Origin of the sequence: Streptomyces sp. NPDC051452, assembly GCF_044454765.1 — a bacterium.
Lineage (GTDB): Bacteria > Actinomycetota > Actinomycetes > Streptomycetales > Streptomycetaceae > Streptomyces.
Genome location: NZ_JBITEB010000004.1, coordinates 114889 through 141735 on the forward strand (window position 1 = coordinate 114889; position 26847 = coordinate 141735).

General features: G+C 71.2%; 30 protein-coding genes. 11 read left to right on the plus strand and 19 right to left on the minus strand.

Translation table 11 applies throughout. The annotated features are described in order from the left end of the window. Positions 1 to 12: 12 nt before the first annotated feature. From ACIBA9_RS12755 to ACIBA9_RS12775, 5 genes are all read right to left on the minus strand, one after another. The gene (locus tag ACIBA9_RS12755; protein WP_399362315.1) at positions 13 to 615 is read right to left on the minus strand and encodes an ArsR/SmtB family transcription factor; all 603 of its coding nucleotides are present in this window, start codon (positions 613 to 615) and stop codon (positions 13 to 15) included. A 115-nt stretch (positions 616 to 730) separates the two neighbouring features. Beyond that, the gene (locus ACIBA9_RS12760; protein WP_399362316.1) at positions 731 to 1321 is read right to left on the minus strand and encodes a DUF3618 domain-containing protein; all 591 of its coding nucleotides are present in this window, start codon (positions 1319 to 1321) and stop codon (positions 731 to 733) included. After that, positions 1318 to 1737: a phage holin family protein gene (locus tag ACIBA9_RS12765; RefSeq protein ID WP_362162120.1), complete on the minus strand. Its 420-nt coding sequence runs from the start codon at positions 1735 to 1737 to the stop codon at positions 1318 to 1320. Before ACIBA9_RS12765 ends, ACIBA9_RS12760 begins: the two co-directional genes overlap by 4 nt. Positions 1738 to 1790: 53 nt before the next feature. Continuing rightward, positions 1791 to 2504: a hypothetical protein gene (locus tag ACIBA9_RS12770; protein ID WP_399362318.1), complete on the minus strand. Its 714-nt coding sequence runs from the start codon at positions 2502 to 2504 to the stop codon at positions 1791 to 1793. Then, complete coding sequence (locus ACIBA9_RS12775) at positions 2501 to 2641, minus strand: hypothetical protein (RefSeq protein ID WP_399362320.1); 141 nt, start codon at positions 2639 to 2641, stop codon at positions 2501 to 2503. The genes ACIBA9_RS12770 and ACIBA9_RS12775 overlap by 4 nt, the downstream gene beginning before the upstream one ends. A 179-nt stretch (positions 2642 to 2820) precedes the next feature. On the opposite strand from ACIBA9_RS12775, the gene dapA reads away from it, so the two are divergent. Continuing rightward, a complete protein-coding gene (gene dapA / locus ACIBA9_RS12780; protein WP_399362322.1) occupies positions 2821 to 3723 on the plus strand; it encodes a 4-hydroxy-tetrahydrodipicolinate synthase in 903 nt (300 codons plus the stop codon). Positions 3724 to 3800: 77 nt separating this feature from the next. Here the strand turns inward: dapA and dapD are convergent, their stop codons facing one another. The 3 genes from dapD to ACIBA9_RS12795 all read right to left on the minus strand — a co-directional run bounded on the left by dapD (position 3801) and on the right by ACIBA9_RS12795 (position 5720). Next, on the minus strand, positions 3801 to 4787 hold the full coding sequence (gene dapD / locus ACIBA9_RS12785; RefSeq protein ID WP_399362324.1) for a 2,3,4,5-tetrahydropyridine-2,6-dicarboxylate N-succinyltransferase: 987 nt from the start codon (positions 4785 to 4787) through the stop codon (positions 3801 to 3803). A 73-nt stretch (positions 4788 to 4860) separates the two neighbouring features. Beyond that, positions 4861 to 5397, minus strand: coding sequence for a TetR/AcrR family transcriptional regulator (locus tag ACIBA9_RS12790; RefSeq protein WP_399362327.1), 537 nt, complete (start codon positions 5395 to 5397; stop codon positions 4861 to 4863). After that, positions 5397 to 5720: a multidrug efflux SMR transporter gene (locus ACIBA9_RS12795; protein WP_362162138.1), complete on the minus strand. Its 324-nt coding sequence runs from the start codon at positions 5718 to 5720 to the stop codon at positions 5397 to 5399. Before ACIBA9_RS12795 ends, ACIBA9_RS12790 begins: the two co-directional genes overlap by 1 nt. Positions 5721 to 5878: 158 nt before the next feature. On the opposite strand from ACIBA9_RS12795, the gene ACIBA9_RS12800 reads away from it, so the two are divergent. Then, on the plus strand, positions 5879 to 6631 hold the full coding sequence (locus ACIBA9_RS12800; RefSeq protein WP_399362329.1) for an AbfB domain-containing protein: 753 nt from the start codon (positions 5879 to 5881) through the stop codon (positions 6629 to 6631). Between the two features lie 57 nt (positions 6632 to 6688). On the opposite strand, the gene ACIBA9_RS12805 is transcribed toward ACIBA9_RS12800, so the two are convergent. The 8 genes from ACIBA9_RS12805 to ACIBA9_RS12840 all read right to left on the minus strand — a co-directional run bounded on the left by ACIBA9_RS12805 (position 6689) and on the right by ACIBA9_RS12840 (position 13244). Further along, positions 6689 to 7021, minus strand: coding sequence for a metal-sulfur cluster assembly factor (locus tag ACIBA9_RS12805; protein ID WP_307064113.1), 333 nt, complete (start codon positions 7019 to 7021; stop codon positions 6689 to 6691). Further along, entirely contained in the window at positions 7018 to 7485 is a 468-nt protein-coding gene (gene sufU / locus ACIBA9_RS12810) for a Fe-S cluster assembly sulfur transfer protein SufU (protein WP_362162144.1), read from the minus strand. The genes ACIBA9_RS12805 and sufU overlap by 4 nt, the downstream gene beginning before the upstream one ends. Positions 7486 to 7503: 18 nt before the next feature. Next, the gene (locus ACIBA9_RS12815) at positions 7504 to 8760 is read right to left on the minus strand and encodes a cysteine desulfurase (RefSeq protein WP_399362332.1); all 1257 of its coding nucleotides are present in this window, start codon (positions 8758 to 8760) and stop codon (positions 7504 to 7506) included. Beyond that, on the minus strand, positions 8757 to 9521 hold the full coding sequence (gene sufC / locus ACIBA9_RS12820) for a Fe-S cluster assembly ATPase SufC (RefSeq protein ID WP_362162149.1): 765 nt from the start codon (positions 9519 to 9521) through the stop codon (positions 8757 to 8759). The genes ACIBA9_RS12815 and sufC overlap by 4 nt, the downstream gene beginning before the upstream one ends. 7 nt (positions 9522 to 9528) lie before the next feature. Further along, a complete protein-coding gene (locus tag ACIBA9_RS12825; protein WP_362162152.1) occupies positions 9529 to 9846 on the minus strand; it encodes a non-heme iron oxygenase ferredoxin subunit in 318 nt (105 codons plus the stop codon). Next, positions 9843 to 11027, minus strand: a complete 1185-nt coding sequence (gene sufD / locus ACIBA9_RS12830; protein ID WP_399362334.1) for a Fe-S cluster assembly protein SufD — start codon at positions 11025 to 11027, stop codon at positions 9843 to 9845. Before sufD ends, ACIBA9_RS12825 begins: the two co-directional genes overlap by 4 nt. Before the next feature lie 64 nt (positions 11028 to 11091). Then, complete coding sequence (gene sufB / locus ACIBA9_RS12835) at positions 11092 to 12513, minus strand: Fe-S cluster assembly protein SufB (protein ID WP_362162158.1); 1422 nt, start codon at positions 12511 to 12513, stop codon at positions 11092 to 11094. Then, the gene (locus ACIBA9_RS12840) at positions 12510 to 13244 is read right to left on the minus strand and encodes a helix-turn-helix transcriptional regulator (RefSeq protein ID WP_399362336.1); all 735 of its coding nucleotides are present in this window, start codon (positions 13242 to 13244) and stop codon (positions 12510 to 12512) included. The genes sufB and ACIBA9_RS12840 overlap by 4 nt, the downstream gene beginning before the upstream one ends. Before the next feature lie 183 nt (positions 13245 to 13427). Here ACIBA9_RS12840 and ACIBA9_RS12845 point away from each other — a divergent pair, with 183 nt between their 5' ends. From ACIBA9_RS12845 to ACIBA9_RS12860, 4 genes are all read left to right on the plus strand, one after another. Beyond that, positions 13428 to 14264 carry an aminoglycoside N(3)-acetyltransferase gene (locus ACIBA9_RS12845; RefSeq protein ID WP_399362339.1) on the plus strand — a complete coding sequence of 279 codons (837 nt, stop codon included), beginning with the start codon at positions 13428 to 13430 and terminating at the stop codon, positions 14262 to 14264. 11 nt (positions 14265 to 14275) lie between these two features. Beyond that, positions 14276 to 15199, plus strand: a complete 924-nt coding sequence (locus tag ACIBA9_RS12850) for an ABC transporter ATP-binding protein (protein ID WP_399362341.1) — start codon at positions 14276 to 14278, stop codon at positions 15197 to 15199. Continuing rightward, positions 15196 to 15966, plus strand: coding sequence for an ABC transporter permease (locus tag ACIBA9_RS12855; RefSeq protein ID WP_399362342.1), 771 nt, complete (start codon positions 15196 to 15198; stop codon positions 15964 to 15966). Before ACIBA9_RS12850 ends, ACIBA9_RS12855 begins: the two co-directional genes overlap by 4 nt. A 72-nt stretch (positions 15967 to 16038) precedes the next feature. Then, a complete protein-coding gene (locus ACIBA9_RS12860) occupies positions 16039 to 17055 on the plus strand; it encodes a heme A synthase (RefSeq protein WP_399362344.1) in 1017 nt (338 codons plus the stop codon). 54 nt (positions 17056 to 17109) lie between these two features. On the opposite strand, the gene ACIBA9_RS12865 is transcribed toward ACIBA9_RS12860, so the two are convergent. The 3 genes from ACIBA9_RS12865 to ACIBA9_RS12875 all read right to left on the minus strand — a co-directional run bounded on the left by ACIBA9_RS12865 (position 17110) and on the right by ACIBA9_RS12875 (position 19819). Further along, positions 17110 to 18216, minus strand: coding sequence for an amidohydrolase family protein (locus ACIBA9_RS12865; protein WP_362162176.1), 1107 nt, complete (start codon positions 18214 to 18216; stop codon positions 17110 to 17112). Positions 18217 to 18422: 206 nt separating this feature from the next. After that, positions 18423 to 18755 (minus strand): hypothetical protein, encoded by a 333-nt coding sequence (locus ACIBA9_RS12870; RefSeq protein WP_399362347.1) that lies wholly within the window; start codon positions 18753 to 18755, stop codon positions 18423 to 18425. A gap of 77 nt (positions 18756 to 18832) precedes the next feature. Next, positions 18833 to 19819: a heme o synthase gene (locus tag ACIBA9_RS12875; RefSeq protein ID WP_399362965.1), complete on the minus strand. Its 987-nt coding sequence runs from the start codon at positions 19817 to 19819 to the stop codon at positions 18833 to 18835. 378 nt (positions 19820 to 20197) lie between these two features. On the opposite strand from ACIBA9_RS12875, the gene tkt reads away from it, so the two are divergent. The 5 genes from tkt to pgl are packed head-to-tail and all read left to right on the plus strand — an operon-like array spanning position 20198 to position 26823. Beyond that, complete coding sequence (gene tkt / locus ACIBA9_RS12880; RefSeq protein WP_399362349.1) at positions 20198 to 22285, plus strand: transketolase; 2088 nt, start codon at positions 20198 to 20200, stop codon at positions 22283 to 22285. Between the two features lie 33 nt (positions 22286 to 22318). Then, complete coding sequence (gene tal / locus ACIBA9_RS12885; protein ID WP_399362351.1) at positions 22319 to 23437, plus strand: transaldolase; 1119 nt, start codon at positions 22319 to 22321, stop codon at positions 23435 to 23437. A gap of 1 nt (position 23438) precedes the next feature. Beyond that, positions 23439 to 24968 carry a glucose-6-phosphate dehydrogenase gene (gene zwf, locus ACIBA9_RS12890; protein ID WP_362162191.1) on the plus strand — a complete coding sequence of 510 codons (1530 nt, stop codon included), beginning with the start codon at positions 23439 to 23441 and terminating at the stop codon, positions 24966 to 24968. Further along, complete coding sequence (gene opcA / locus ACIBA9_RS12895) at positions 24965 to 26044, plus strand: glucose-6-phosphate dehydrogenase assembly protein OpcA (RefSeq protein ID WP_399362353.1); 1080 nt, start codon at positions 24965 to 24967, stop codon at positions 26042 to 26044. Before zwf ends, opcA begins: the two co-directional genes overlap by 4 nt. After that, entirely contained in the window at positions 26041 to 26823 is a 783-nt protein-coding gene (pgl, locus tag ACIBA9_RS12900) for a 6-phosphogluconolactonase (RefSeq protein ID WP_362162195.1), read from the plus strand. The genes opcA and pgl overlap by 4 nt, the downstream gene beginning before the upstream one ends. The last annotated feature ends 24 nt before the right edge of the window (positions 26824 to 26847 follow it).

Below are 26847 nucleotides of genomic sequence, written 5' to 3' on the forward strand. Positions count from 1 at the left end.
GCGGGCTCCTGCTCAGCTCTCGACGGGGGGCTGGTCCTTGACCGTGGGATGCAGCGCGACGACGATCCGGTGGTCGCGGCCGCCCTCGGCGTCGGGAGCGTCGTACTTGCGGATCAGGGCGCTCACGCCCGCCGTCAGTTCCTGCGCGAAGGCGGCGCGGTCGGCCGCGGAGGCGAAACGGACCCCGCCGTCCAGGGCATAGGTCGCCAGCCGCTGACGGGCCTTGGCGGCACCGGTGATCAGCGTGCCGACGTCGTGGACCAGACGGGCGCCGAGCGCGAGCAGCCAGCGCGCGGAGAACTGGTCGCGGAAGCGGTCCGGGTCCGGCCGTACGGCGGGGAGGGCGGCCGGCGAGATGACGTACGACGCCGCGGTCGCGCGCATCAGCCGCTCGGTGACGTTGCCCTTGCGGCGCTCGCCGGCCAGTTCGACCAGGCCGTGCCGCTCCAGCGCCTTGAGGTGGTAGTTCACCTTCTGCCGGGGCAGTCCGACCCGGCCGGCCAGCATCGCCGCCGACGCGGGCTCGGCGGCCAGTTCGGCGAGCAGCCTGGCTCGTACGGGGTCGAGCGACACGGCCGCCGCCTCGGGATCCTCGATCACGCTCACGTCCAGCATGCGCCCACCCTCCCACCGAAAACTTTTTTTGTCCAGGAGGACAAAGTGTTCGGTGAGAGGGTGGGCCGAAGTGCTGTCGGCGGCGGTGGGAACCCGCTGTGCGCGGTCCCCGCCGTCAGTTGTGGTGCCGTCGGCGCCAGACGACGGCGGCGGACACCGCCGCTACACCCAGCACGCCCACCGCGAGGAGCGGGCCCGGGCGGCGCCGGCCCGAACGCAGCGCGCCGCGCACCGACCTCGGGACGGCGACCTGCACGGCCTGGCCCGCGCGTCCCGCCCGGTCCTGCGCGGCGTGCCCGGCGTGGAGCGCCCGGTCCTGCACGGCGTGCCCGGCGTGGAGCGCCCGGTCCTGCATGACATGGCCGGTCTGCGACGCCCGGTCCTGCACCGCGTGTCCGGTCCTGGCCGCCGTGTCCTGCACCGCGTGTCCGGTCCTGGCCGCCGTGTCCTGCACCGCGTGTCCGGTCCTGGCCGCCGTGTCCTGCACCGCGTGTCCGGCGTGGGCGGCACTCGCGCGCAGCTGGACGGTCATGGCACCGGCCTTGTCCCTCAGGTCGGCGGCCCGGGCGCGGGCGCGCCCCTTCACGTCGGCCTTCCCCACCAGCTGCGCGACGGTGTCGCCGAGCTGGCTCCTGGTCTGCTCGATCTGTTGCCGCAGCTCGTCGGGGCCCTTGGCACCCGAGCCGTGCGGATTGCGGTTCTTCATCGGTGTGCCCTTTCCCTGATCGTGTCGACGTCCGCCCGGACACTGCCGAGCGTCTCCTCGGGCGCTGGCGGGGCCGCGCGGCGCAGCTGGCCTCGGCCGGTCGCGGCCAGCACACCGGCGACGGCGAAGAACACCGCGGCCACGATCAGTGCCGCCGCCCACACGGGCAGCGCCAGAGAGAGGGCTGCGGTGGCGGCGCCGGCCAGGACGATCAGGCCGACGTAGCCGACGGCGCCCGCGGCGCCCAGCAGCCCGCCCCCGCGTCCGGCACGACGCCCCTTCTCGGTCAGCTCCTCCTTGGCGAGGGCGACCTCCTGCCGCAGCAGCTGGGAGAGCTGTTCGGTGGCCCGGCCGACCAGCTCACCCGTGGAGGGGTGCCCGTCGGCCGCGGTCCGTGCGTGTGATGTCACGGTCACGGTGTTCCGCCTCCTTACGGTACGGGACTCCCGAGTACCCGACCCACCATCCCTTAGCCCTGTTCCGGCCCCCCGACACCGCGTTCGCCGAGGCGGGCCAGTTGGGTCTGGAACCAGTCCAGACGGGCCTGCAACAGGGCCGCCTCGGCGACGAGTTCGGGCACACCGAGGCCGGTGCGCACAGTCAACCCGGTTTCCGGCGGCAGGCCGGCGCCCGGGCCCGCCGGGCCGCCCCGCGCCGCGATCATCCGCAGGCCGTCCCCGGCCAGCCGGGCGAACCCCGCGGGGGAGATGGACGTACGCCCGCCCGTACAGCCGGCGCAGGCCGGCGCGAGAACCCGCCAGCCGGGCCGGCCCCAGCCGGCGTCGACCAGCCCGACCGCGGCGGCACCGCAGTCGCAGGGGCCGACGGTCGCCGTGCGCACCCGCTGCCGGGCGTAGCGGAAGCCGCGTTCGAAACGGATGTAGGCGCCGAGTACGAGGACCTCCAGCAGGACCGCCCCCCGATGCTCGGCGGTGCACAGCAGGGCCTCGGCGGTCGTGCGGTCGTGGACGCAGTGGAAGCCGCAGTCGCACAGCCGCGCGGGCGGGCGGTGGCGGCGCCCGTAGACGCAGGAGGCGTCGTCGAGCACGCGGTACGGCAGTGCGCCGCCCAGTGACACGCCGGTGAAGGCGGCGCGGGTGCCGTCGTGGGACAGCACCGGGCGGGCGATCTTGTATCCCGTCGGCGGCTCCGCCGGGTGTTCCGCCGGGAGCCGCAGCCTCATCGGGCGGCCGGAGCCTCTTCGGGGGCCGGCTCGGCCGGTTCGGTGCGGACGGTGCCCTCGGGGAGTGGTGTCTCCTCGTCCCGGACGAGCGGCCGCTCCTCGGCGACCCCGGTGGCCAGTGCCCTGCCCAGTTTCATGGTGCCTCCCATGACCTGACGTCGGTGACCCTTCGGCCATGGTGCCCCATGGCCGCCGAGTTGGACACAGGGCGGATGCCCGGCCGCCGCGCGCCCGCGCAGAAACGTAAGCGATGCTAATCAGTATCTGTCAGGAGAATTAAGTAGAGCTTCACGACTGCGGTGCCGAGACTACTCCCATGACGAGCACTCGCAAGCCCGCCCCGCCCTTCGGCCGCACGCTGTGCGCCATGATCACGCCGTTCGCCGAGGAGGGCGCCCTCGATCTCGACGGGGCCGGGCGGCTGGCCGCGCGGCTGGTGGCGGAGGGCTGCGACGGACTGGTCCTCAACGGCACGACCGGTGAGTCCCCCACCACCACGGACGAGGAGAAGGCGGAGCTGGTCGCGGCCGTCCGCGGGGCGGTCGGCGACCGGGCGGCACTGGTCGCGGGCGTCGGCACGTCCGACACCCGGCACACCGTCGAACTGGCCCTGGCCGCACGCAAGGCGGGCGCCGACGGCGTCCTGGTCGTGACGCCGTACTACAGCAGGCCGCCACAGGAGGCCGTGACCGCCCACTTCCTGGCGGTCGCCGACGCGGCCGGTCTTCCGGTGATGCTCTACGACATCCCGGGCCGCACCGGCACCCGCATCGAACCGGACACGATGATCCGGCTCGCGGACCATCCCGGCATCGTGGCCGTCAAGGACTGCTCCTACGACCTCCTCGGCACCCAGAAGGTGCTGGAGCGCACGGAGTTGGCGTACTACGCGGGCTGCGACGAGCAGGTGCTCGCGCTGTACGCGGTCGGCGCGGTGGGCTGCGTCAGCACGGCCGCCAACGTCGTCCCGGCCCACGTCGCCGCGATCCTGGACGCCTTCGACGCGGGCGACACCGGCCGGGCGAGGGAACTCCAGCTGCGGGCGACGCCGTTGATCGAGGCGACGACCGGCGCGGGTCTGCCGGGCACGGTCACCGCGAAGGCCCTGCTGTCCCGCCTCCGCCTCCCGGCGGGCCCGGTGCGCGCACCCCTCCTGCCCGCGAGCCGGGAGGCCGGCGACACCCTGCTGGCACTGCACACCCACCTCACGACGGGCTGACCCGGCCACTCGCCCCGCGCTCACGCCAAGGCGCCCTCCCCGGGCCGGGCCGGCCGTGAAGGGCGCCGTGGGTGCGATCAGTTGTGGCTGTGCAGGATGTCGTTCAGGCCGCCCCAGACGGCGTTGTTCGGGCGGGCCTCGACCTTGCCGGTGACCGAGTTGCGGCGGAAGAGGATGTTGGAGGCGCCGTTCAGCGCGCGGGCCTTGACGATCTGGCCGTCGGGCATGGTGACCAGGGTGCCCGCGGTGATGTAGAGGCCGGCCTCCACCACGCACTCGTCGCCGAGCGCGATACCGACGCCCGCCTCGGCGCCGATCAGGCAGCGCTCGCCGATGGCGATGACGACGTTGCCGCCACCCGACAGGGTGCCCATGGTGGAGGCGCCGCCGCCGATGTCGGAGCCGTTGCCGACCACGACACCCGAGGAGATCCGGCCCTCGACCATGGAGGTGCCGAGGGTGCCGGCGTTGAAGTTGACGAAGCCCTCGTGCATGACCGTGGTGCCCTCGGCGAGGTGGGCGCCCAGGCGGACCCGGTCGGCGTCGGCGATGCGGACGCCCTTCGGGGCGACGTAGTCCGTCATCCGCGGGAACTTGTCGATCGAGGTCACCTGAAGGTGCAGGCCCTCGGCGCGGGCGTTCAGCCGCACCTTCTCGATCTCGTCCACGGCGACCGGGCCGAGCGAGGTCCACGCGACGTTGGCGAGGTGGCCGAAGATGCCGTCCAGGCTCTGGCCGTGCGGCTTGACCAGGCGGTGCGAGAGCAGGTGGAGGCGCAGGTAGACGTCGTGCGCGTCGATCGGCTTCTCGTCCAGCGAGGCGATGACCGTGCGGACCGCGACCACCTCGACGCCTCGGCGGCTGTCCGGGCCGACCGCCGCGGTCGCTCCGCCGCCCAGCAGCTTCGCCGCCTGCTCGGCGGTCAGCCGCTCGGTGCCGGCGGGCCCCGGCTCGGCGACCAGTTCGGGCGCCGGGAACCAGGTGTCGAGAACGGTGCCGTCGGAGGCGATCGTGGCGAGGCCGGCGGCCACGGCGCCGGTGGTGCGGGAAGCAGAGTCGGTCATGGGGGAAAACCTAACGTGGGCGGGGTCGCGGAGGCCAACCGCCACCGGGGCGTCTCAGGTGCCGGGCGGTGATTCAGGGGATCAGCCGAGCCAGCGCCTCGCGGGCGTACTCCTCGTCGTACGAACCGCCCGTCAGCAGCACCTGGAGACAGATGCCGTCCATCAGCGCGAGCAGGGCCCGCGCCGTCACCGGATCCACCCGCTCGGCCAGCCGCTCGGCCGTCTCCTCGGTCCACTGGGCGGCGACGGGACGCAGGGCGGGGCGGCGCAGGGCCGCGAGATACAGCTCGTACTCCAGCTCGACGCCCGGCCGGTCACCGCCCAGCCACTGTCCGAGGACCCGGGCGAGACCGGTCGCGAGGTCGCCGGCGGTGTCCCGCAGCACCCCGCTGGCGCCCAGGACCCCGGCGAACCCCTCGTTGGTCTGGCACAGGGCGGCCACCAGCAGGTCGTCCAGGGTGGCGAAGTGGTAGGTGGTGGAGCCGAGCGGCACATCGGCCTCGGCGGCGACCGAGCGGTGGCTCAGCCCGGCGAGGCCGTCCCGGCCGGCCACCCGGATCGCCGCGTCGATGATCCGCCGGCGCCGCTCGGGGTCGTAGCGGCGGGGCATCAGTGGCTCGCCCCGCCCAGGTTGAGGACCACCACGCCACCGATGATCAGCAGGATGCCGGCGACCTTGGCCGTGCTCAGCCCCTCGCCGAACAGCAGCAGACCGAGGACGGCGATGGCCGCGGTGCCCACGCCGGACCAGATCGCGTACGCCGTGCCGATCTGCACGGACTTCAGCGTCTGGGCGAGCAGCGCGAAGGAGACGACATAGCCCAGAGCCGTCAGGAGGGAGGGCCAGAGTCTGCTGAATCCGTCGGTGTACTTCATCGCCGTCGTGGCGGCGACCTCGGCGGCTATGGCGCCGGCGAGCGTCAGGTAACCCATGTGTACGAGCGTACATAACCGGGTGGACGGGAAGGCACACAACCCGAAAGTCACACTTTCGTGGGCGGTACTTCGCGAAACGGCCCCCGGAGGGCATCGGGGTCACTAATGTCCGGCCCTCGGCACGACACCGCGGAGAACCACATATGCCTGAAGAGATGTCCGATGACACCAGCACCTCGCGCACCACGGCCCGCGCCTCGCGTGTGCGAAGACTCTGGCCCGTCGGCGCGCTGGTCCTGGCGGCCGTCGCCGCCTGCGTGACCGTGACGGCCCTGAACGACCGGGCGCCCGGCCACGAGGCGGCCTCGCACCGCCGAGGCGCGCCGGCCCCGAGCGGCGCACCGGCGGACAGCGGCTCTGCGTCGCCCTCCGCCGGCCCCTCCACCGGCCCCTCCGCCGGGGGGCACGCCGGTGGGGGCGACGGTGGGCAGCGGTCCGGGTCGCCGGCGGCGGCCGGGGGCAAGGGCGGTTCCACGCACCCTGCGGCGAGCCGTAAGTCCGTCCGCTCCCTCGACCACCCCGACCGCTACTGGCACGTCAGCGGCGGCCGGGTGCGGCTCGACCCGGTCGCCTCGGGCGCCGCCCGCCGGGCCGCCACCTTCACCGTGATCAAGGGACTCTCCGACGCCCGGTGCTATTCCTTCGCCACGTCCGACGGCGGGTATCTGCGCCACCGGGACGACGACGGGCTGCGCGCCGAGCACGACGACGGCTCCGCGCGGTTCGAGCGGAACGCCACCTTCTGCCCGCGCCGGTCGTCCTTCGCCGGGGCGACCCAGCTGGAGTCGGCCGACCGTCCGGGCCGCTTTCTGCGCCAGCGCGACTACCGGCTCACGCTGGCCCGTTCCGAGGACAACGACCTCTACCGAGCGGACTCGGCGTTCCTGCTGGTGGCCGCGCTGGCCTGAGACACACGAAAGCGGCGGCACCACCAGGGTGCCGCCGCTGTACGCGAAGGGGTCCGCTCAGACGTTGAACCCGAGCGCCCTGAGCTGCTCGCGGCCGTCGTCCGTGATCTTGTCCGGGCCCCACGGCGGCATCCAGACCCAGTTGATGCGCAGCTCGTTGACGAGGCCGTCCGTGGCGGACTTGGCCTGGTCCTCGATGACGTCCGTCAGCGGGCAGGCCGCCGACGTCAGGGTCATGTCGATGGTGGCGATGTTGGCGTCGTCGACGTGGATGCCGTAGATCAGCCCGAGGTTGACGACGTCGATGCCCAGCTCGGGGTCGACGACGTCCATCAGGGCCTCGCGGAGTTCCTCCTCCGAGGCCGGCTTCATCTCCACGGTGTCAGTCATGCGGTCTTCCTTTCGGCGTCGGCGCCGCCCAGCGCCTGGGCCGTCGCGTCCTTCCACGCCATCCAGCTCAGGAGGGCGCACTTGACCCGCGCGGGGTACTTGGAGACTCCGGCGAACGCGACCGCGTCCTCCAGGATCTCCTCCATCGCGTCGTCCGGCTCGATCCGGCCCTTGGACTGCATCAGCTCCAGGAACGTCTCCTGGATCTTCTGCGCGTCGGCCAGCTCCGCGCCGACGAGCAGCTCGTTCAGCACGGAGGCGGAGGCCTGGCTGATGGAACAGCCCTGCCCCTCGTAGGAGACGTCCGCGATCCGGGTGCCGTCGTACTTCACCCGGAGGGTGATCTCGTCGCCGCAGGTCGGGTTCACGTGGTGAACCTCGGCGTCGCCGTCCCGCAAGCCCCGCCCGTGCGGGTTCTTGTAGTGGTCCAGGATGACTTCCTGGTACATCGAGTCCAGCTTCACGGTTTCAGCTCACGCCTCTCAGCCGAAGAAGTTCCGTACGTGCTCCAGCCCGTCGACCAGTGCGTCGATCTCGGCAGGCGTGGAGTACAGATAGAACGACGCTCGCGTGGTCGCGGGAATTCCGTAGCGGAGGCAGACGGGTCGCGCGCAGTGGTGGCCGACGCGGACCGCGATGCCCTGCTCGTCGAGGACCTGGCCCACGTCGTGCGGGTGGATGTCGCCCAGCGTGAAGGAGATCGCTGCCCCGCGGTCCTCGGCCGTGGTGGGGCCGATGATCCGCAGGTCCGGGACCCTCGTCAGCCGCTGGACGGCGTACTCCGTCAGCGCGTGCTCGTGGGCGAGGATCTTGTCCATGCCGATCGAGTTCAGGTAGTCGATCGCGGCACCGAGACCGACCGCCTGGGCGACCGGCGGGGTGCCCGCCTCGAACTTGTGCGGCGCCGGGGCGTAGGTGGAGGAGTGCATCGAGACGGTCTCGATCATCTCGCCGCCGCCCAGGAACGGGGGCAGGTCCTCCAGCAGTTCCTGGCGGCCCCACAGGACGCCGATGCCGGTCGGGCCGCACATCTTGTGGCCGGTGAAGGCCACGAAGTCGGCCTGCAGCGCCTGCACGTCCAGCGGCATGTGCGGGGCGGCCTGCGAGGCGTCGATGCAGACGAGCGCGCCGACCTCCTGAGCGCGGCGGACTATCGCCTCGACCGGGTTGACCGTGCCCAGGATGTTCGACACCAGCACGAAGGAGACGATCTTCGTCTTCTCGGTGATGACCTCGTCGATGTTGGAGAGGTCGAGCCGGCCGTCGTCGTCCAGGCCGAACCACTTCAGCTTCGCGCCCGTGCGCTGCGCCAGCAGCTGCCACGGCACGATGTTGGAGTGGTGCTCCATCTCCGTGATGACGATCTCGGTCTCGTGGTCCACGCGGTAGGGCTCGTCGGCCCAGCCCAGCATGTTCGCCACGAGGTTCAGCGACTCGGAGGCGTTCTTGGTGAAGATCACCTCGTCGCGGCTCGGCGCGTTGATGAACTCCGCCACCTTGTCGCGCGCGCCCTCGTACAGCGCCGTGGCCTCCTCGGCGAGCACATGCACACCGCGGTGGACGTTGGCGTTGTAGCGCTCGTAGTACTCGCTCAGGGCGTCCAGTACCTGGCGCGGCTTCTGCGAGGTCGCCGCGTTGTCCAGGTAGACGAGCTTCCGGTCGTCGTGGACCAGTCGGTCCAGGATGGGGAAGTCCTTGCGGATCGCCTCTGTGTCGAGGAGGCCCGGCAGCTGTGTCACGCGGATACGCCACCCTTCGTGTATGCCTCGTAGCCCTCGTTCTCCAGCTTGTCGGCGAGCTCGGCGCCGCCGGACTCGACGATCCGCCCGGCGGAGAAGACATGGACGAAGTCGGGCTTGATGTAGCGCAGGATGCGCGTGTAGTGCGTGATCAGCAGGGTGCCGACCTCGCCGGTCTCGCGGACGCGGTTGACCCCCTCGGAGACGATGCGCAGGGCGTCGACGTCCAGGCCGGAGTCGGTCTCGTCGAGGATCGCGACCTTCGGCTTGAGCAGCTCGAGCTGGAGGATCTCGTGGCGCTTCTTCTCACCGCCGGAGAAGCCCTCGTTCACGTTGCGCTCGGCGAAGGACGGGTCCATGTGGAGGCGCTCCATGGCTCCCTTGACCTCCTTCACCCAGGTGCGCAGCTTGGGGGCCTCGCCGCGGATGGCGGTGGCGGAGGTGCGCAGGAAGTTGGAGACCGAGACGCCGGGGACCTCGACCGGGTACTGCATCGCCAGGAACAGGCCCGCGCGGGCGCGCTCGTCGACGGACATCTCCAGGACGTCCTCGCCGTCGAGGGTGACGGTGCCGCCGGTGATCGTGTACTTGGGGTGACCCGCGAGCGAGTAGGCGAGGGTCGACTTGCCGGAGCCGTTGGGGCCCATGATGGCGTGCGTCTCGCCCTGCTTCACGGTGAGGTCGACGCCCTTGAGGATCTCCTTCGTGGCGTTGTCGGCCTCGACGGTGACGTGCAGGTCTCGGATTTCAAGCGTTGCCATGGGTGCCTCAGGACTCCTGGGTGACGGAGACGAGAACGTCGTCCCCTTCGATCTGTACGGGGTATACGGGGACGGGGCGCGTCGCGGGGAGGCCGGACGGCTTGCCGGTGCGGAGGTCGAAGGAGGATCCGTGCAGCCAGCACTCGATCTGGCAGTCCTCCACCTCGCCCTCGGAGAGCGAGACGTTCGCGTGGGAGCAGATGTCGTGGATCGCGAACACCTCCCCCTCGGTCCTCACGACCGAGACAGGCGTGCCGTCGACTTCGACCCGCTTCGGGGTGTCGTCGGCCAGCTCGCTCAGCCCGCAGGCGCGTACGAAGGTCATGCGACCGAAGCCTCCAGCTCGTCCTCGATCTTGGCGAGCAGGCGCTCCTCGATGTCGGCGACGCCGATCTGCTGGACCAGCTCGGCGAAGAAGCCGCGGACCACCAGACGGCGGGCCTCGTGCTCCGGGATGCCGCGGGCCATCAGGTAGAAGAGCTGCTCGTCGTCGAAGCGGCCGGTGGCGGAGGCGTGGCCGGCGCCGACGATCTCGCCGGTCTCGATCTCCAGGTTGGGCACGGAGTCGACCCGCGCGCCGTCGGTGAGGACGAGGTTGCGGTTCATCTCGTAGGTGTCGGTGCCCTCGGCCGCCGCCTCGATCAGCACGTCACCGATCCACACGGCGTGCGCGCCTTCGCCCTGCAGCGCGCCCTTGTACATGACGTTGGACTTGCAGTGCGGGGTGTTGTGGTCGACGAGGAGGCGGTGCTCCTGGTGCTGGCCGGAGTCGGTGAAGTACAGACCGAACAGTTCGGCCTCGCCGCCGGTGCCGGCGTAGGCGACGCGCGGGTGCAGCCGCACCAGGTCGCCGCCGAAGGTGACCACGAACGACTTGAAGGTGGCGTCCCGGCCGATCAGCGCGTTGTGCTGGCCCACGTGGACGGCCTTGTCGTCCCAGTCCTGGACGGAGACGACGGTCAGCTTGGCGCCGTCGCCGATGATGTAGTCGACGTTGGCGGCGAGCACGGCGTCACCGGTGTGGTCGATGACGACGACGGCCTCGGCGAAGGGCTTCAGCTCCACGACTTGGTGGCCGTAGGCGACGCCGCCCTCGCCGTGCACGGCGATGCGGATCGGCTCGGCGACCACCGTCTCCTTGGGGACGGTGATCACGCCGGCCTGCTCGAAGGCCGAGTACGCCTGGGCGGCGACGCGGTCCACCGGGGTGCCGGCCCGGCCGAGGCGCGCGTCGTCACGGCCGACGGTCTCGACGGTCACGCCCGCGGGAGCCTGGACGTCCACCTTCACGCCGTCTCCGGTGGCGGTCGCGGTGCCGTCGTGCAGCCCGCGCAGCCGCTCCAGCGGCGTGAACCGCCAGTCCTCCTCGCGGCCGTGGGGGACGGGGAAGTCCGCCACGTCGAAGGACGGGGGCGCGCTCATGCGCGTGGCGACGGTCGACTCTGCGGCCACCGCGATCTGGCCGGCGGTGGTGGACCCGACCGGGTAATTCTGAGCCTCAGCCATGGCTGTCGGTCTGCTCTCTTTCCTGCGTCAGTTTCGCTGGGCTGTCGTCCGGGGGTGCGGGGCCTCAGCCGACCGCGCCTTCCATCTGCAGCTCGATCAGCCGGTTGAGTTCCAGGGCGTACTCCATGGGCAGCTCCTTGGCGATGGGCTCGACGAAGCCGCGCACGATCATCGCCATCGCCTCGAACTCGCTCAGACCGCGGCTCATCAGGTAGAAGAGCTGGTCCTCGGAGACCTTGGAGACGGTCGCCTCGTGGCCCATGGAGACGTCGTCCTCGCGGACGTCCACGTAGGGGTAGGTGTCGGAGCGGGAGATCGTGTCGACGAGCAGCGCGTCGCACAGCACGTTCGACTTCGATCCGGCCGCGCCCTCACCGATCTCGACCAGACCGCGGTAGGAGGTACGGCCGCCGCCGCGCGCCACCGACTTGGAGACGATGTTGGAGGAGGTGTTCGGCGCCATGTGGACCATCTTGGAGCCGGCGTCCTGGTGCTGGCCCTCGCCGGCGAAGGCGATGGAGAGGGTCTCGCCCTTGGCGTGCTCGCCCATCAGGTAGACGGCCGGGTACTTCATGGTGACCTTGGAGCCGATGTTGCCGTCGATCCACTCCATGGTCGCGCCCTCGTACGCCACGGCGCGCTTGGTGACCAGGTTGTAGACGTTGTTCGACCAGTTCTGGATGGTCGTGTAACGACAGCGGGCGCCCTTCTTCACGATGATCTCGACCACCGCGGAGTGCAGGGAGTCCGACTTGTAGATCGGGGCGGTGCAGCCCTCGACGTAGTGGACGTAGGCGTCCTCGTCGACGATGATCAGCGTCCGCTCGAACTGGCCCATGTTCTCCGTGTTGATACGGAAGTAGGCCTGGAGCGGGATCTCGACGTGCACGCCCTTCGGCACGTAGATGAAGGAGCCGCCCGACCACACGGCGGTGTTCAGCGAGGCGAACTTGTTGTCGCCCACCGGGATGACCGTGCCGAAGTACTCCTTGAAGAGCTCCGGGTGCTCCCTCAGGGCGGTGTCGGTGTCGAGGAAGATGACGCCCTGCTCCTCCAGGTCCTCGCGGATCTGGTGGTAGACGACCTCCGACTCGTACTGGGCGGCGACACCGGCGACCAGGCGCTGCTTCTCGGCCTCGGGGATGCCCAGCTTGTCGTAGGTGTTCTTGATGTCCTCGGGCAGGTCCTCCCAGGACTCCGCCTGCTTCTCCGTGGAGCGCACGAAGTACTTGATGTTGTCGAAGTCGATGCCGGAGAGGTCCGAGCCCCAGTTCGGCATGGGCTTCTTGTCGAAGAGCCGCAGACCCTTCAGGCGCAGCTTCGTCATCCACTCCGGCTCGGACTTCTTGCCCGAGATGTCGCGGACGACGTCCTCGTTCAGGCCACGGCGCGCGGACGCACCGGCCACATCGGAGTCGGCCCAGCCGTATTCGTACTTGCCCAGGCCCTCGAGTTCGGGGTGAGCAGTCTCCGTGGGGAGAGTCATGCGGGGTTCCTCCCGGCCGTACTTGCAGGTGCGTCAGTGGAAATCTTGGGGATGAACGTCGTGCAGACGCCGTCGCCGTGCGCGATGGTCGCCAGTCGTTGGACGTGAGTACCCAGCAGCTCGGCGAAGATCTCGGTCTCCGCCTCGCACAGCTGCGGGAACTGTTCCGCGACGTGGGCGACCGGGCAGTGGTGCTGACAGAGCTGCTCGCCGACCGGTGCGCTGCGCGCCGTAGCAGCGTACCCGTCGCTGCTCAGCGCCTTGGCCAGCGCTTCGGCGCGCTTGTCGGGGCTCGCGCTCTCGACCGCCGCGCGGTAGGCGCGCGCCTGGGCGGCGAACCTGGCGCGGGCGAAGGCGGCGACCGCCTCCGGGCCGCCCTCGCGCTCGCCGATCCAGCGCAGGGCGTCCACGGCCAGCTTGTCGTACGACTGGTCGAAGGCGTCGCGGCCGCAGTCGGTGAGCGCGAAGACCTTCGCGGGCCGGCCGCGGGTACGCGCGCCGTACACGCGCTGCTCGCGGGCCTGTACGACGTCGTCGGCGACCAGCGCGTCCAGGTGGCGGCGGACGGCGGCCTGGGTGAGCCCGAGGCGGCCGGCGAGTTCGGCGACGGTCGACGGGCCGTGGTCCAGGATGGACCGCGCGACCCGGTTGCGCGTCGAGCGCTCTCCGGTCGCTAGCTCCTCCTGCGGGGCCCCTGTCGGGGTCTCCCGAGCCTCGCCGACGTTTTTCACAACGCCATTGTTGCGTAATTCCTCGGGGACTGACAAGCGGCGTCCCGATCATCGACCGGTGCCCTGCGTCACTTAGGTAGACCTAATCCGACCTGCGGAAACGATCTTTGATCGATCACGCGCGGCACCCCGCCAAGGCAATCCGGTGGCGTTCCGAGCCCCCTTGGGGAAGACTCCATCACCATGCCCACACCCCCTCCGACCGGCCCTCTTGTCACCCGGAACACAGTCGCCGCACAGCTTGGCCGGCTGGGTGTCGAAACCGGCGAGATCCTCCTCGTGCACTCCTCGCTGAGTTCCCTCGGCTGGGTCAACGGAGGAGCCGTGGCGGTCGTCCAGGGAATTCTCGACGTTCTCGGCCGGTCGGGCACGCTCGTCGTCCCCACCCAGACCGGTGACCAGTCCGATCCGGCCGTCTGGGGAGACCCACCGGTGCCCGGGGAATGGTGGGACCGGATCCGGGCCACCATGCCGCCGTACGATCCGCTGATCACCCCCTCGCGTGGGGTCGGCGTGCTCCCGGAGACCGTGCGGACCTGGCCCGGCGCCGTGCGCAGCGCCCATCCGCAGACCTCGTTCGCGGCCCTCGGCCGGCACGCGAAGGAGATCACCGACGGCCACGCGCGCGACTGCCGGCTCGGCGAGCTGAGCCCGCTGGCCCGGCTGGAGCGGCTGGGCGCCCGGGTGCTGCTGCTCGGCGCCGGCTACGGCGCCTGTACCAGCTTCCACCTGGCCGAGTACCGGATACCGGCGCCCCATGTCGAGGTCGGCCGGCCCGCTCCTGGCGGCGGCTGGGAGACGGTCGTCGAGGTGTCCATCACCTCCGACCGCTTCGACGAGCTGGGCCACGACTTCGAACGGGACCGGCCCGTGGTGCGCGGGAAGGTCGGCGCGGCGGACGTACGCCTGTTCCCGGTGGCGGACGCGGTGGCCTACGCGCGGCGGTGGCTGCCGCTGCACCGGCCCCGCGCGGAGGACTTCCCCCCACCCCCGCGCCTGAGCGGCAGGCGGTCTCCCTAGACTCTGCAACCATGCGAAGTGAGCCCGTGGTCCAGGTCCAGGCCCTGGTGAAGCGGTACGGCACGAAGACCGCGGTGAACGGCCTCGACCTGGCGGCCGAGGCGGGAGTCACCGCCGTACTCGGCCCCAACGGGGCGGGCAAGACCACCACGATCGAGACCTGCGAGGGGTACCGCAAGCCGGATTCCGGCACCGTGCGGGTCCTGGGCCTCGACCCGGTACGGGACTCCGCCGAGCTGCGCCCGCGCGTCGGTGTGATGCTCCAGTCCGGCGGGGTCTACTCGGGCGCCAGAGCCGACGAGATGCTGCGCCATGTCGCCCGGCTGCACGCCCACCCGCTGGACGTGGACGCGCTGATCGAACGGCTCGGGCTCGGCTCCTGCGGCCGGACGAGCTACCGGCGGCTGTCCGGTGGCCAGCAGCAGCGGCTCGCGCTCGCCATGGCCGTCGTGGGGCGCCCGGAGCTGGTGTTCCTGGACGAGCCGACGGCCGGCCTCGACCCGCAGGCCCGCCGGTCCACCTGGGACCTGGTGCGGGACCTGCGCGCCGACGGCGTCTCGGTCATCCTCACCACGCACCACATGGACGAGGCCGAACAGCTCGCCGACGACGTGGCGATCATCGACGGCGGCCGGGTCATCGCCCAGGGTTCGCCCGAGCAGCTGTGCAAGGGCGGCGCCGAGAACACCCTGCGCTTCACCGGCCGCCCCGGCCTCGACGTGGGCTCCCTGCTCAAGGCTCTCCCGGCCGACTGCACGGCCGCCGAGCTGACCCCGGGCGGCTACCGGGTCGTCGGCAACGTCGACCCGCAGCTGCTGGCCACCGTGACCTCGTGGTGTGCCCAGCACGGGGTGATGCCCGACCGGATCTCGGTGGAGCGGCACACCCTGGAGGACGTCTTCCTGGAACTGACCGGCAAGGAGCTGCGCTCATGACCACCGCGTCGGGCACCTACACCCCGAAGCCGGGCGCCGCGCCGCTGTCCCGCATGATCGCGGCGCAGGCGGCGCTGGAAACCCGGATGCTGCTGCGCAACGGCGAACAGCTGCTGCTGACGGTCGTCATCCCGACCCTGCTGCTGGTGCTGTTCAGCTCCGTGGACGTCGTGGACACCGGCAAGGGCGAGGCGGTCGACTTCCTCACGCCGGGCGTGCTGGCGCTGGCGGTGATGTCGACGGCGTTCACCGGACAGGCCATCGCGACGGGCTTCGAGCGCCGCTACGGCGTCCTGAAGCGGCTCGCGTCCTCGCCGCTCCCGCGCTGGGCCCTCATGGCCGCCAAGACGGTCGCCGTGCTGGTCACCGAGGTCCTCCAGGTCGTCCTGCTGACGGTGATCGCGTTCGCGCTGGGCTGGTCGCCGCACGGCGATCCCGCCGCCGTGCTGCTCCTGCTGGTCCTCGGCACGGCCGCCTTCTCCGGGCTCGGCCTGCTGATGGCGGGCACCCTGAAGGCGGAGGCCACGCTGGCCGCCGCCAACCTGGTGTTCCTGCTGCTGCTCGTCGGCGGCGGGGTGATCGTGCCGCTGGAGAAGTTCGGCTCGGCCCAGCACGTCCTCGGTCTGCTGCCGATCTCGGCGCTCTCGGACGGTCTGCGGGACGTGCTCCAGCACGGTGCCGGGACGCCCTGGGGCGACCTCGGGATCCTCGCCGTGTGGGCGGTGCTCGCCCTCGCCGCCGCGGGACGGTTCTTCCGCTGGGAGTGACCGCCGGTCGGGGGGTCCCGCCCTGGCTCCGGGAGTGACCCTCGTGAACGCGTGCACAAGCGGCGGCCTACGATGGTGCGCGTGGCAAAGCTGACCCCCACCGACGCCCTGGCGGCCCTGCGCAATCCGCTCGCCTTCATCGCCGACCGCTGGACCCCGGACCCCCGGACCGTCCGGCGGGCGGCCTTCGCCGCTCTCGTGATGTCGGTGGTCATCGTCGTCACCGGCGGCGCCGTGCGCCTGACCGGCTCCGGCCTCGGCTGCCCGACATGGCCCACCTGCACCGACGACTCGCTGACCACCACCAGGCAGATGGGCTTCCACGGGGTCGTCGAGTTCGGCAACCGCATGCTGACGTACGTGCTGTGCGCGGCCGTCGGCTGGGCGATCGTCGCGGCCCGCTCCCAGAAGCCCTGGCGGCGCACCCTGACCCGGCTGGGCTGGGCGCAGTTCTGGGTGGTCATGGGCAACGCGGTGCTCGGCGGCATCGTGGTGCTGGTCGGGCTCAACCCGTACACGGTCGCCGCGCACTTCCTGCTGTCCACCGCCCTGATCACCGTCGCGACCCTGACGTGGCAGCGCACCCGCGAGGGCGACGCCGCGCCACGGCCGCTGGTCGGCACGGCGGTACGGCAGCTGGTGTGGTGCCTGGTGGCCGGGACCGCGCTGCTCATCGCGGTCGGCACGGTGGTGACCGGCGCCGGCCCGCACGCGGGCGACTCCAGCGAGGTGGACCGCATCCCCATCGACTGGGAGACCGTCGCCAAGCTGCACGCGGTGCTGGCCTGGATCGTGGTGACGCTGACCTTCGCGCTGTGGTTCGTCCTGAAGGCGGTGGACGCGCCCAAGGGCCCGCTGACGCGGACCCGGGTGCTCTTCCTGATCCTGCTCGCCCAGGGCGTGATCGGCTACGTGCAGTACTTCACGCATCTGCCCGAGATCCTGGTCGGCCTGCACATGCTCGGCTCGTGCCTGATCTGGATCGGCGTCCTGCGCGTCCTGCTGTCGCTGCGCGAGCGCCCCTCGGCCGACGCGGACGAGCTGCCCGCTCCCGCGGCGGAGGTGCCGACCGCCGCCGCCCGCGCGTGAACCACACGAACGAGTGAACTTCGGGTCGCCCCGGCGCACGCAGGGCGATCCGGGTCATTCCAGCCCGTACACCCGGCGCGCGTTGCCCGCCGCGAGCATCCGGGCGACCCGCTGGGCGTCCTCCAGCGACCACGCGCCCTCCGCCACCCAGGTGCCCAGGACCCGGCCCAGGGCCTCGCGGAACAGGCGGGCGCCGACGACGTGCAGCTCGGGCAGGCCGTGGGCGCCGGTGGAGAAGAGGATCTTGCCGAACGGGGCGAGCTCCAGGATCTCGGCGAGGACCGTGGCCGCGCGGGCCCCGGTGCGCACGAGCGCGGCGCCCGAGTCGGCGTAGACGTGGGGGAAGACACCGGCCAGGTGGGCGGCGTGCCGGTGGTACGGGTAGCCGTGCAGCAGCACCAGGTCGGTGCCGAGACCCGCCGTGGCCCGCGCGAAGTCGGTCAGCAGCACCGGGTCGGCGCGGTCGGTGCGGGAGCCGACCTCGCCCAGTCCCGCGTGCAGTTGCAGCGGCAGCCCGGAGGCGACCGCGATCCACAGCAGATGTCCGAGCAGGACCGGATCGCACAGCGGCCCGCCGACCCGGCGCCCGGCCAGCCAGCGGCCCGCAGCGCCCCGCACCTCGCCCGGCCCCGGCGGCTCCGGCGCGAGCGCCAGACCGTGCCTGAGGCCCGCGACGGAGGTGAAGGCGACGGCGTTCGCGGCGGCGCCGTGCACCGACTCGGCGAGGTTGGCGAGGAAGGCCTCGACGGTCCCCGAGGTGTCGGCGACCTGTTCGGCCAGCAGCTCCAGCCGGACGATCTCGCGCGCGTCGGCGCCGCCGTCACTCGCCATCTCGGCGGGGCCGGTGAGGTCGCCGGGCAGGCTCGTGTCGACGAGATAGGTGGTGATCCCGCTGCCCCGCAGCAGCCTGCGGGCCGCTTCCAGGACGCCCAGCTCCCGGCGCCGGGCCAGATAGCGGGCGGGCGGGCAGTGCGGTTCCAGGCCGAGCAGCGGCGGGCACCAGCGCCGCACGGCGAAGCCGGTCTGGGTGTCGAACAGGGTGGTGCCCGGGGCCGGTGGCCCCTCGGTGCGGGCCAGCTGGGCCTCGAAGGTGCCAAGGCCCAGCTCGGTGCGCAGCACCCCGTGGCAGTACTGGTCCACGAGGGACGGCGTTTCGATCATTCCCGGCTCCCCGTGGGACGCGTGGTCGCTGCGCTGGCTCACACGGCTTAACGGGTGCAGGGGGTGCGAGGTCGCGGACGACCTCACGACGGACGCATGTCCGGGTGGGGCGGGTGGACCGGCCGTACGGCGGCGGGTGCGGGTGGACCGGCCGTACGGCGGCGGGTGCGGGTGGAGCGGCCGCCGGGCGGACGGGCCGGGGTGGTTCAGCCGCCGAGCTGGATGCCGGCCATCCGCTTCCACTCGTACGGGCCCGTGCGGACCTTCGCCGCGAACGGGCCGTCGAAGGACTCGTGCACGGTGATGCCGGCCTCGCGCACCGCCCGCTCGGCGATCGGCGTGCTGGGCGCCACGAGATCGCCCCAGCCGCCGTCCTCGCCGACGAGCACGATGCGGGCGCCGCGTTCGCCGATGTAGGCCACGTGGCCCTCGGCACCGCCGTGGGCCTTGGCGAAGGCGCTGATCTGCCGGGCCAGCTTCGCGGCCGTGCGCTCGGCCTTGGCGTCGGCCTTCGGGTCAACCTGCTGCGTGTCTGCCATGACCAGGATGCTACTCACCGGTAGATCGACTGGCGAGGGCAGGCCCCTGTGACGTACGTCGGCGTGGGCGCCGCTCGTCAGCGCAGGAAGGGGTCCACCGCGACGGCGACGAACAGGATCGACACATAGGTGATCGACCAGTGGAAGAGACGCATCTCCTTCAGCTTGGCCCCGCTCACCTCGGCCTTCGCCCGGTTCTGCAGCCCGTGCGCCTCCCACAGCCAGAAGCCGCCGGCCGCGAGGGCGACCACCGTGTAGAACCAGCCGGTGTAACCGAGCGGGGTCAGCAGCAGCGAGACGGCCACCATCACCCAGCTGTAGATGACGATCTGCCGGGCGACCACCTTGTTGGAGGCGATGACCGGAAGCATCGGCACCCCCACGCGCGCGTAGTCCTCCCGCACCTTCATGGACAGCGGCCAGTAATGCGGCGGCGTCCAGAAGAACATGACGAGGAAGAGGACGATCGGCGCCCACGACATCGAGTTCGTGACGGAGGACCAGCCGATCAGCACCGGCAGACAGCCCGCGATACCGCCCCACACGATGTTCTGGGAGGTACGCCGCTTGAGCAGCATGGTGTAGACGACGACGTAGAAGAGCAGCGCTCCGAGTGACAACCAGGCGCTCAGCCAGTTGACGGTGAACCCGAACAGCAGCGTCGAGACGACCGCGAGGGTGATACCGAAGGCCAGACACTCGCGCGGGCTGACCATGCCGGTCACCAGGGGCCGCTGCGAGGTGCGGTCCATGAGGGCGTCGATGTCGCGGTCGATGTACATGTTCAGCGCGTTGGCGCCGCCCGCGGAGAGATAACCGCCGAGGCAGGTGAGCAGGACCAGCTTCAGGTCGGGCACACCCTGCTGCGCCAGGAACATCACCGGAACCGTGGTGATGAGCAGCAGCTCGATGATCCGCGGCTTGGTCAGCGCCACGAACGCCTTGACGCGGGCTCCGAACGGCCGCTGAGCCGGGCCCCGGCTCTCACCGCGCGCACCCTCCCCCAGGGCCTTAACGGCCTGGGAGGTGCCCCCAGGACGGGATTCGACGGCCGTCACGCACACCCCTGACAGAGACATCCCAGCAAGCCCTCCGCGTGTGAAGTCGCGGTAAAGGCTCGCGCGTACCACGCCACTTTAGACGTTGCCCATACCCCGGCCTTCGCGGGGGTGGGGTCGTGTTGGCGCACGCTCCATTCGAGGTGCCCCACCACTCGATTGAGCGGACAGATGAGCGCCTCCGTATTCAAGTGCCACATGCGTTGACGGCCAGTCGGGAGGCGGATCGCACAGAGTCCCGGCAGTCTGGAAACACTCGAAAAAACGCACGTCTTCACGGGGGTAGGCTCGACAGCGGCCGGCGGGCAGAAGCACGCCGGCGGCCGGGTGGGGGCATGCCCCTGAGACCGGCGACCGACATGTGGAGAGGAGCCCTGACCCAGGGTGAGCACCAAGCCGACCACCACAGACCTTGAGTGGACCGACCTGGACCAGCGGGCCGTGGACACCGCCCGCGTCCTGGCCGCCGACGCCGTACAGAAGGTCGGCAACGGCCATCCCGGTACGGCGATGAGCCTGGCCCCGGCCGCCTACACCCTCTTCCAGAAGGTGATGAGGCACGACCCGGCCGACCCCGAGTGGGTGGGACGCGACCGCTTCGTGCTGTCCGCCGGCCATTCGTCCCTGACTCTCTACACGCAGCTCTACCTGGCCGGGTTCGGTCTGGAGCTGGAGGACCTCGAGTCCTTCCGCACCTGGGGCTCGAAGACCCCCGGGCACCCGGAGTACGGACACACCAAGGGCGTCGAGACCACCACCGGCCCGCTCGGCCAGGGTGTGGCCAACGCGGTGGGCATGGCGATGGCCGCCCGCTATGAGCGCGGTCTGTTCGACCCGGAGGCCCCGCAGGGCGAGTCGCCCTTCGACCACTTCATCTACTGCATCGCCGGTGACGGCTGCCTGCAGGAGGGCATCTCCGCCGAGGCGTCGTCGCTGGCCGGCCACCAGAAGCTCGGCAACCTGGTCCTGCTGTGGGACGACAACCACATCTCGATCGAGGGCGACACCGAGACGGCCGTCTCCGAGGACACCGTCAAGCGGTACGAGGCCTACGGCTGGCACGTCCAGCGCGTGGCGCCCAGGCCGGACGGCGACCTGGACCCGGAGGCGATCTTCGCCGCGATCCAGGAGGCCAAGCGGGTCACCGACCGGCCGTCCTTCATCGCGATGCGCTCGATCATCGCCTGGCCTGCCCCGAACGCCCAGAACACCGAGGCCGCGCACGGCTCGGCGCTGGGCGAGGAGGAGGTCGCGGCCACCAAGCGCGTCCTCGGCTTCGACCCCGAGCGGTCCTTCCAGGTCGACGACGAGGTGCTCGCCCACACCCGCCAGGCCCTCGACCGGGGCAGCCGGGCCAAGGCCGAGTGGGAGAAGCCGTTCCGGGAGTGGCGTGAGGCCAACCCCGAGCGCGCCGCCGAGTACGACCGGATCAGCAAGGGCGAGCTGCCCACCGGCTGGGAGCAGAAGATCCCGGTCTTCGAGCCGGGCAAGGCCGTCGCCACGCGCGCCGCCTCCGGCAAGGTGCTGCAGGCCCTCGGCGCGGTCATCCCCGAGCTGTGGGGCGGCTCCGCCGACCTCGCGGGGTCGAACAACACCACGATCGACAAGGACAGCTCGTTCCTGCCCGAGGGCAACCCGCTGCCCGAGGCGGACCCCTACGGCCGCACGATCCACTTCGGTATCCGCGAGCACTCCATGGGCGCGGAGCTGAACGGCATCACGCTGCACGGCAACACCCGCGTCTACGGCGGCACGTTCCTCGTCTTCTCCGACTACATGCGCAACGCGGTGCGCCTGTCGGCCCTGATGCACCTGCCGGTGACGTTCGTGTGGACGCACGACTCCATCGGTCTCGGCGAGGACGGCCCCACCCACCAGCCGGTCGAGCACCTCGCCTCGCTGCGCGCCATCCCCGGCCTCAACGTCGTCCGCCCGGCGGACGCCAACGAGACCGCGATCGCCTGGCGCGAGATCCTCAAGCGGTACACCAAGGAGTTCGGCAAGGGCCAGCCGCACGGCTTCGCCCTCACCCGCCAGGGTGTGCCGGCCTACGAGCCGAACGAGGACGCCGCCCGCGGCGGCTACGTCCTGTTCGAGGCCGAGGGCGGCGACGCCCAGGTGGTGCTGATCGCCACCGGTTCCGAGGTGCACGTGGCCGTCGAGGCCCGCGAGCGGCTCCAGGCGGAGGGCGTGCCCACCCGGGTCGTGTCCATGCCGTGCGTGGAGTGGTTCGAGCAGCAGGACCAGGGGTACCGGGAATCCGTGCTGCCGCCGTCCTTGAAGGCCCGTGTCGCCGTGGAGGCGGGAATCGGGTTGACGTGGCACAAGTACGTCGGGGACGCCGGCCGCATCGTTTCCCTGGAGCACTTCGGTGCTTCCGCCGACGGCAAGGTGCTTTTCCGCGAGTTCGGCTTCACCGCCGAGAACGTGGCCGACAAGGCCCGGGAATCCCTCGCCGCCGCCCAGCGCTGACGCTCACATACGACACGTAGGAGATGTAATTCCATGACAGACGCACTCAAGCGCCTCTCCGAAGAAGGCGTCGCGATCTGGCTGGACGACCTGTCGCGCAAGCGGATCACGTCCGGCAACCTCGCCGAGCTGATCGACCAGCAGCACGTCGTGGGCGTCACGACCAACCCGACGATCTTCCAGAAGGCGATCTCGCAGGGCGACGGCTACGACCAGCAGCTCTCCGACCTCGCCGCCCGCAAGGTCACGGTCGAAGAGGCCATCCGCATGATCACCACGGCGGACGTCCGGGACGCCGCCGACATCCTGCGCCCCGTCTTCGACGCCACCGGCGGCAAGGACGGCCGGGTCTCCATCGAGGTCGACCCGCGGCTCGCGCACAACGAGAAGGCGACCGTCGCCGAGGCCAAGCAGCTGGCCTGGCTCGTCGACCGCCCGAACACCCTCATCAAGATCCCGGCCACCATGGCGGGTCTGCCGGCGATCTCCTCGACGATCGGGCTCGGCATCAGCGTCAACGTCACGCTGATCTTCTCCATCGAGCGGTACCGGGCCGTCATGGACGGCTACCTCTCCGGTCTGGAGAAGGCCAAGGAGCGCGGCCTGGACCTGTCGAAGATCCACTCCGTGGCCTCCTTCTTCGTGTCCCGCGTGGACACCGAGGTCGACAAGCGCCTGGACGAGATCGGCACCGAGGAGGCCAAGGCACTGCGCGGCAAGGCCGCTATTGCCAACGCCCGCCTCGCCTACCAGGCCTACGAGGAGGTCTTCTCCTCCGACCGCTGGAACGCGCTGGAGAAGGCGGGCGCCAACAAGCAGCGTCCGCTGTGGGCGTCGACCGGCGTCAAGGACCCGGCGTACTCCGACACCATGTACGTCACCGAGCTGGTCGCGCCGAACACGGTCAACACCATGCCGGAGGCCACGCTGGAGGCCACCGAGGACCACGGCGAGATCCGCGGCAACACGATCGCCGGCACCTACGAGCAGGCGCGCGCCGACCTCGACGCGCTGGAGAAGCTCGGGATCTCCTACGACGACGTGGTCCGGGTGCTGGAGGAGGAGGGCGTCGAGAAGTTCGAGGCGTCCTGGAACGACCTGCTGAAGTCGACCCAGGCGGAGCTCGAGCGCCTTGCCCCCTCGGAGGGCTGACTTGTCCGGTTCCGGAGCGAACCCGCTTCGTGACCCGGCCGACCGACGGCTCCCGCGGATCGCGGGGCCGTCGGGCCTGGTCATCTTCGGCGTCACGGGCGACTTGTCGCGCAAGAAGCTGATGCCCGCGGTGTACGACCTCGCCAACCGGGGTCTGCTGCCGCCGGGCTTCTCCCTGGTGGGCTTCGCCCGCCGCGACTGGGAGCACGAGGACTTCGCCGAAGTCGTGCACGATGCGGTCAAGGAGCACTCGCGCACGCCGTTCCGCGAGGAGGTCTGGCAGCAGCTCATCCAGGGGATGCGCTTCGTCCAGGGCACCTTCGACGACGACGATGCCTTCGAACGGCTGCGCGCCACCATCGAGGAGCTGGACAAGGCCCAGGGCACGGGCGGCAACTTCGCCTTCTACCTGTCGGTGCCCCCGCGCTCCTTCCCGGTGGTCATCCAGCAGCTGAAGAAGCACGGCCTGGCCGACCAGTCGGGCGGTTCCTGGCGGCGCGCGGTCATCGAGAAGCCGTTCGGCCACGACCTGAAGTCGGCCGAGGAGCTGAACAAGGTCGTGCACGAGGTGTTCGAGCCGGAGCAGGTGTTCCGGATCGACCACTACCTCGGCAAGGAGACCGTCCAGAACATACTGGCCCTGCGCTTCGCCAACACGATGTTCGAGCCGATCTGGAATCGGTCCTTCGTGGACCACGTGCAGATCACCATGGCCGAGGACATCGGCATCGGCGGCCGGGCCGGCTACTACGACGGCATCGGCGCCGCCCGTGACGTCATCCAGAACCACCTGCTCCAGCTGATGGCCCTCACCGCCATGGAGGAGCCCGCCTCGTTCTCCGCGGACGCCTTGGCCGCGGAGAAGGAGAAGGTGCTCGGCGCGGTGCGGCTGCCCGACGACCTCGGCCGGCACAGTGTGCGCGGCCAGTACGCGGCCGGCTGGCAGGGCGGCCAGAAGGTCGTCGGCTACCTGGAGGAAGAGGGCATCGACCCGAAGTCGAAGACCGACACCTATGCCGCGGTGAAGCTGGAGATCGACAACCGCCGCTGGGCGGGCGTCCCCTTCTATCTGCGCACCGGCAAGCGGCTGGGCCGCCGGGTCACCGAGATCGCGGTCGTCTTCCAGCGCGCCCCGCACTCCCCCTTCGACCACACGGCGACGGAGGAGCTGGGCCAGAACGCGATCGTCATCCGCGTCCAGCCGGACGAGGGCATCACGGTCCGCTTCGGCTCCAAGGTGCCGGGCACCTCGATGGAGATCCGGGACGTTTCCATGGACTTCGCCTACGGCGAGTCGTTCACGGAGTCCAGCCCGGAGGCGTACGAGCGGCTCATCCTGGACGTGCTGCTCGGCGACGCCAACCTCTTCCCGCGCACGGAGGAGGTCGAGCTGTCCTGGAAGATCCTGGACCCGATCGAGGAGCACTGGGACAAGCACGGCAGGCCGGCCCAGTACAAGTCGGGCACCTGGGGTCCCGCCGAGGCGGACGAGATGCTCGCACGAGACGGACGGAGCTGGCGCCGCCCATGAAGATCGACCTGACCGACACCGACTCCGGGGACATCAACAAGGCGCTCGTCAAGGGCCGCCGGGCCATCGGCACCCCCGCCGTCGGCATGGTGCTGACCCTCGTCATCGTCACCGACGAGGAGAACGCCTACGACGCGCTGAAGGCCGCCAACGACGCCTCGCGCGAGCACCCCTCACGCACGCTGGTGGTCGTCAAGCGGGTCTCCCGCAACCCGCGGGGCCGCACCTCCTCGCGGCTGGACGCCGAGGTGCGGGTGGGCGCGGACGCGGGCTCCGGCGAGACGGTCGTGCTACGGCTGTACGGCGAGGTGGTCGACCACGCGGACTCGGTCGTGCTGCCGCTGCTGCTGCCGGACGCGCCGGTGGTCGTGTGGTGGCCGGTGAACGCCCCGACGGATCCGGCCAAGGACCCGCTGGGGGCGCTGGCCCAGCGCCGGGTCACCGACAGCTACACCGCCGAGCAGCCGGTGCGGGAGCTGTCCGCCCGCGCCGAGGCGTACACGCCCGGCGACACCGACCTGTCCTGGACCCGGATCACGCCGTGGCGCTCGATGCTCGCGGCCGCCCTGGACCAGGTCACCTGCGAGGTCGAGGCCGTCGAGGTGGAGGGCGAGGAGTTCAACCCGAGCTGTGAGCTGCTGGCGATGTGGCTCGCGGACCGGCTGGACGTGCCGGTGAAGCGGTCGCTGTCGTCCGGCCCGGGGCTCACGGCCGTCCGGATGGACACCACCTGCGGCCCGATCGCCCTGCACCGCGGGGACGGCTCGCTGGCCACGCTCTCCATCGAGGGCCAGCCGGCCCGCGCGGTGGCGCTCAACCGGCGGGACACCGCCGAGCTGATCGCCGAGGAGTTGCGCCGGCTCGACCCGGACGACACCTACGCGGCGGCGCTGCGCTACGGCGTGGAGCGGCTGAACACGGTCCCGGAGCAGTCCTCGGCCGAGGCCGGGGCGGACACCGCGGCCTCGGCGGACGCCGAGCCGGCACCGGTCGAGGAGGCCGCGAAGGCGCCGGCGAAGAGGGCCGCGGCCAAGACCGCGAAGAAGGCACCGGCGAGGAAGGCGGCGGCGAAGTGAGCACACCCCAGCTGGTCGTCCACCGCGACAAGGAGCTGATGGCGCAGGCCGCGGCGGCCCGTCTGATCACGAAGATCGTGGACGCGCAGGCCTCCCGGGGCAGCGCGTCCGTGGTCCTCACGGGGGGCCGCAACGGCAACGGCCTGCTGGCCGCGCTGGCGGCGGCCCCCGCCCGGGACGCCATCGACTGGGCCCGGCTGGACCTGTGGTGGGGCGACGAGCGTTACCTTCCCGAGGGCGATCCCGAGCGCAATGTCACGCAGGCCCGTGAGGCGCTGCTGGACTCCGTGCCGCTGGACCCGGAGCGCGTGCACGCCATGCCCGCCTCCGACGGCCCGTACGGCACGGATGTCGAGGCGGCTGCGGAGGCCTACGCGGCGGAGCTGGCGAAGGCGGCCGGCCCGGAGAACCACGGCTCGGTCCCGACGTTCGACGTCCTGATGCTGGGCGTCGGCCCGGACACCCATGTGGCCTCGCTCTTCCCGGAGTTGCCGGCCGTGCGGGAGACCGAGCGGACGGTGGTCGGCGTGCACGGCGCTCCCAAGCCGCCGCCCACCCGCATCTCCCTCACGCTGCCGGCCATCCGGGCGGCCCGTGAGGTGTGGCTGCTCGCCGCCGGCGAGGACAAGGCCGAGGCGGTGGCCATCGCCCTGTCCGGCGCGGGCGAGATCCAGGCCCCGGCGGCGGGCGCGTACGGCCGGCAGCGCACGCTGTGGCTGCTGGACGCGGCGGCGGCCTCCCAGCTGCCGCGAACGCTGTATCCACCGGCTTCGCCGTGAGGCACGGAGGCGGCGGGGAATGAT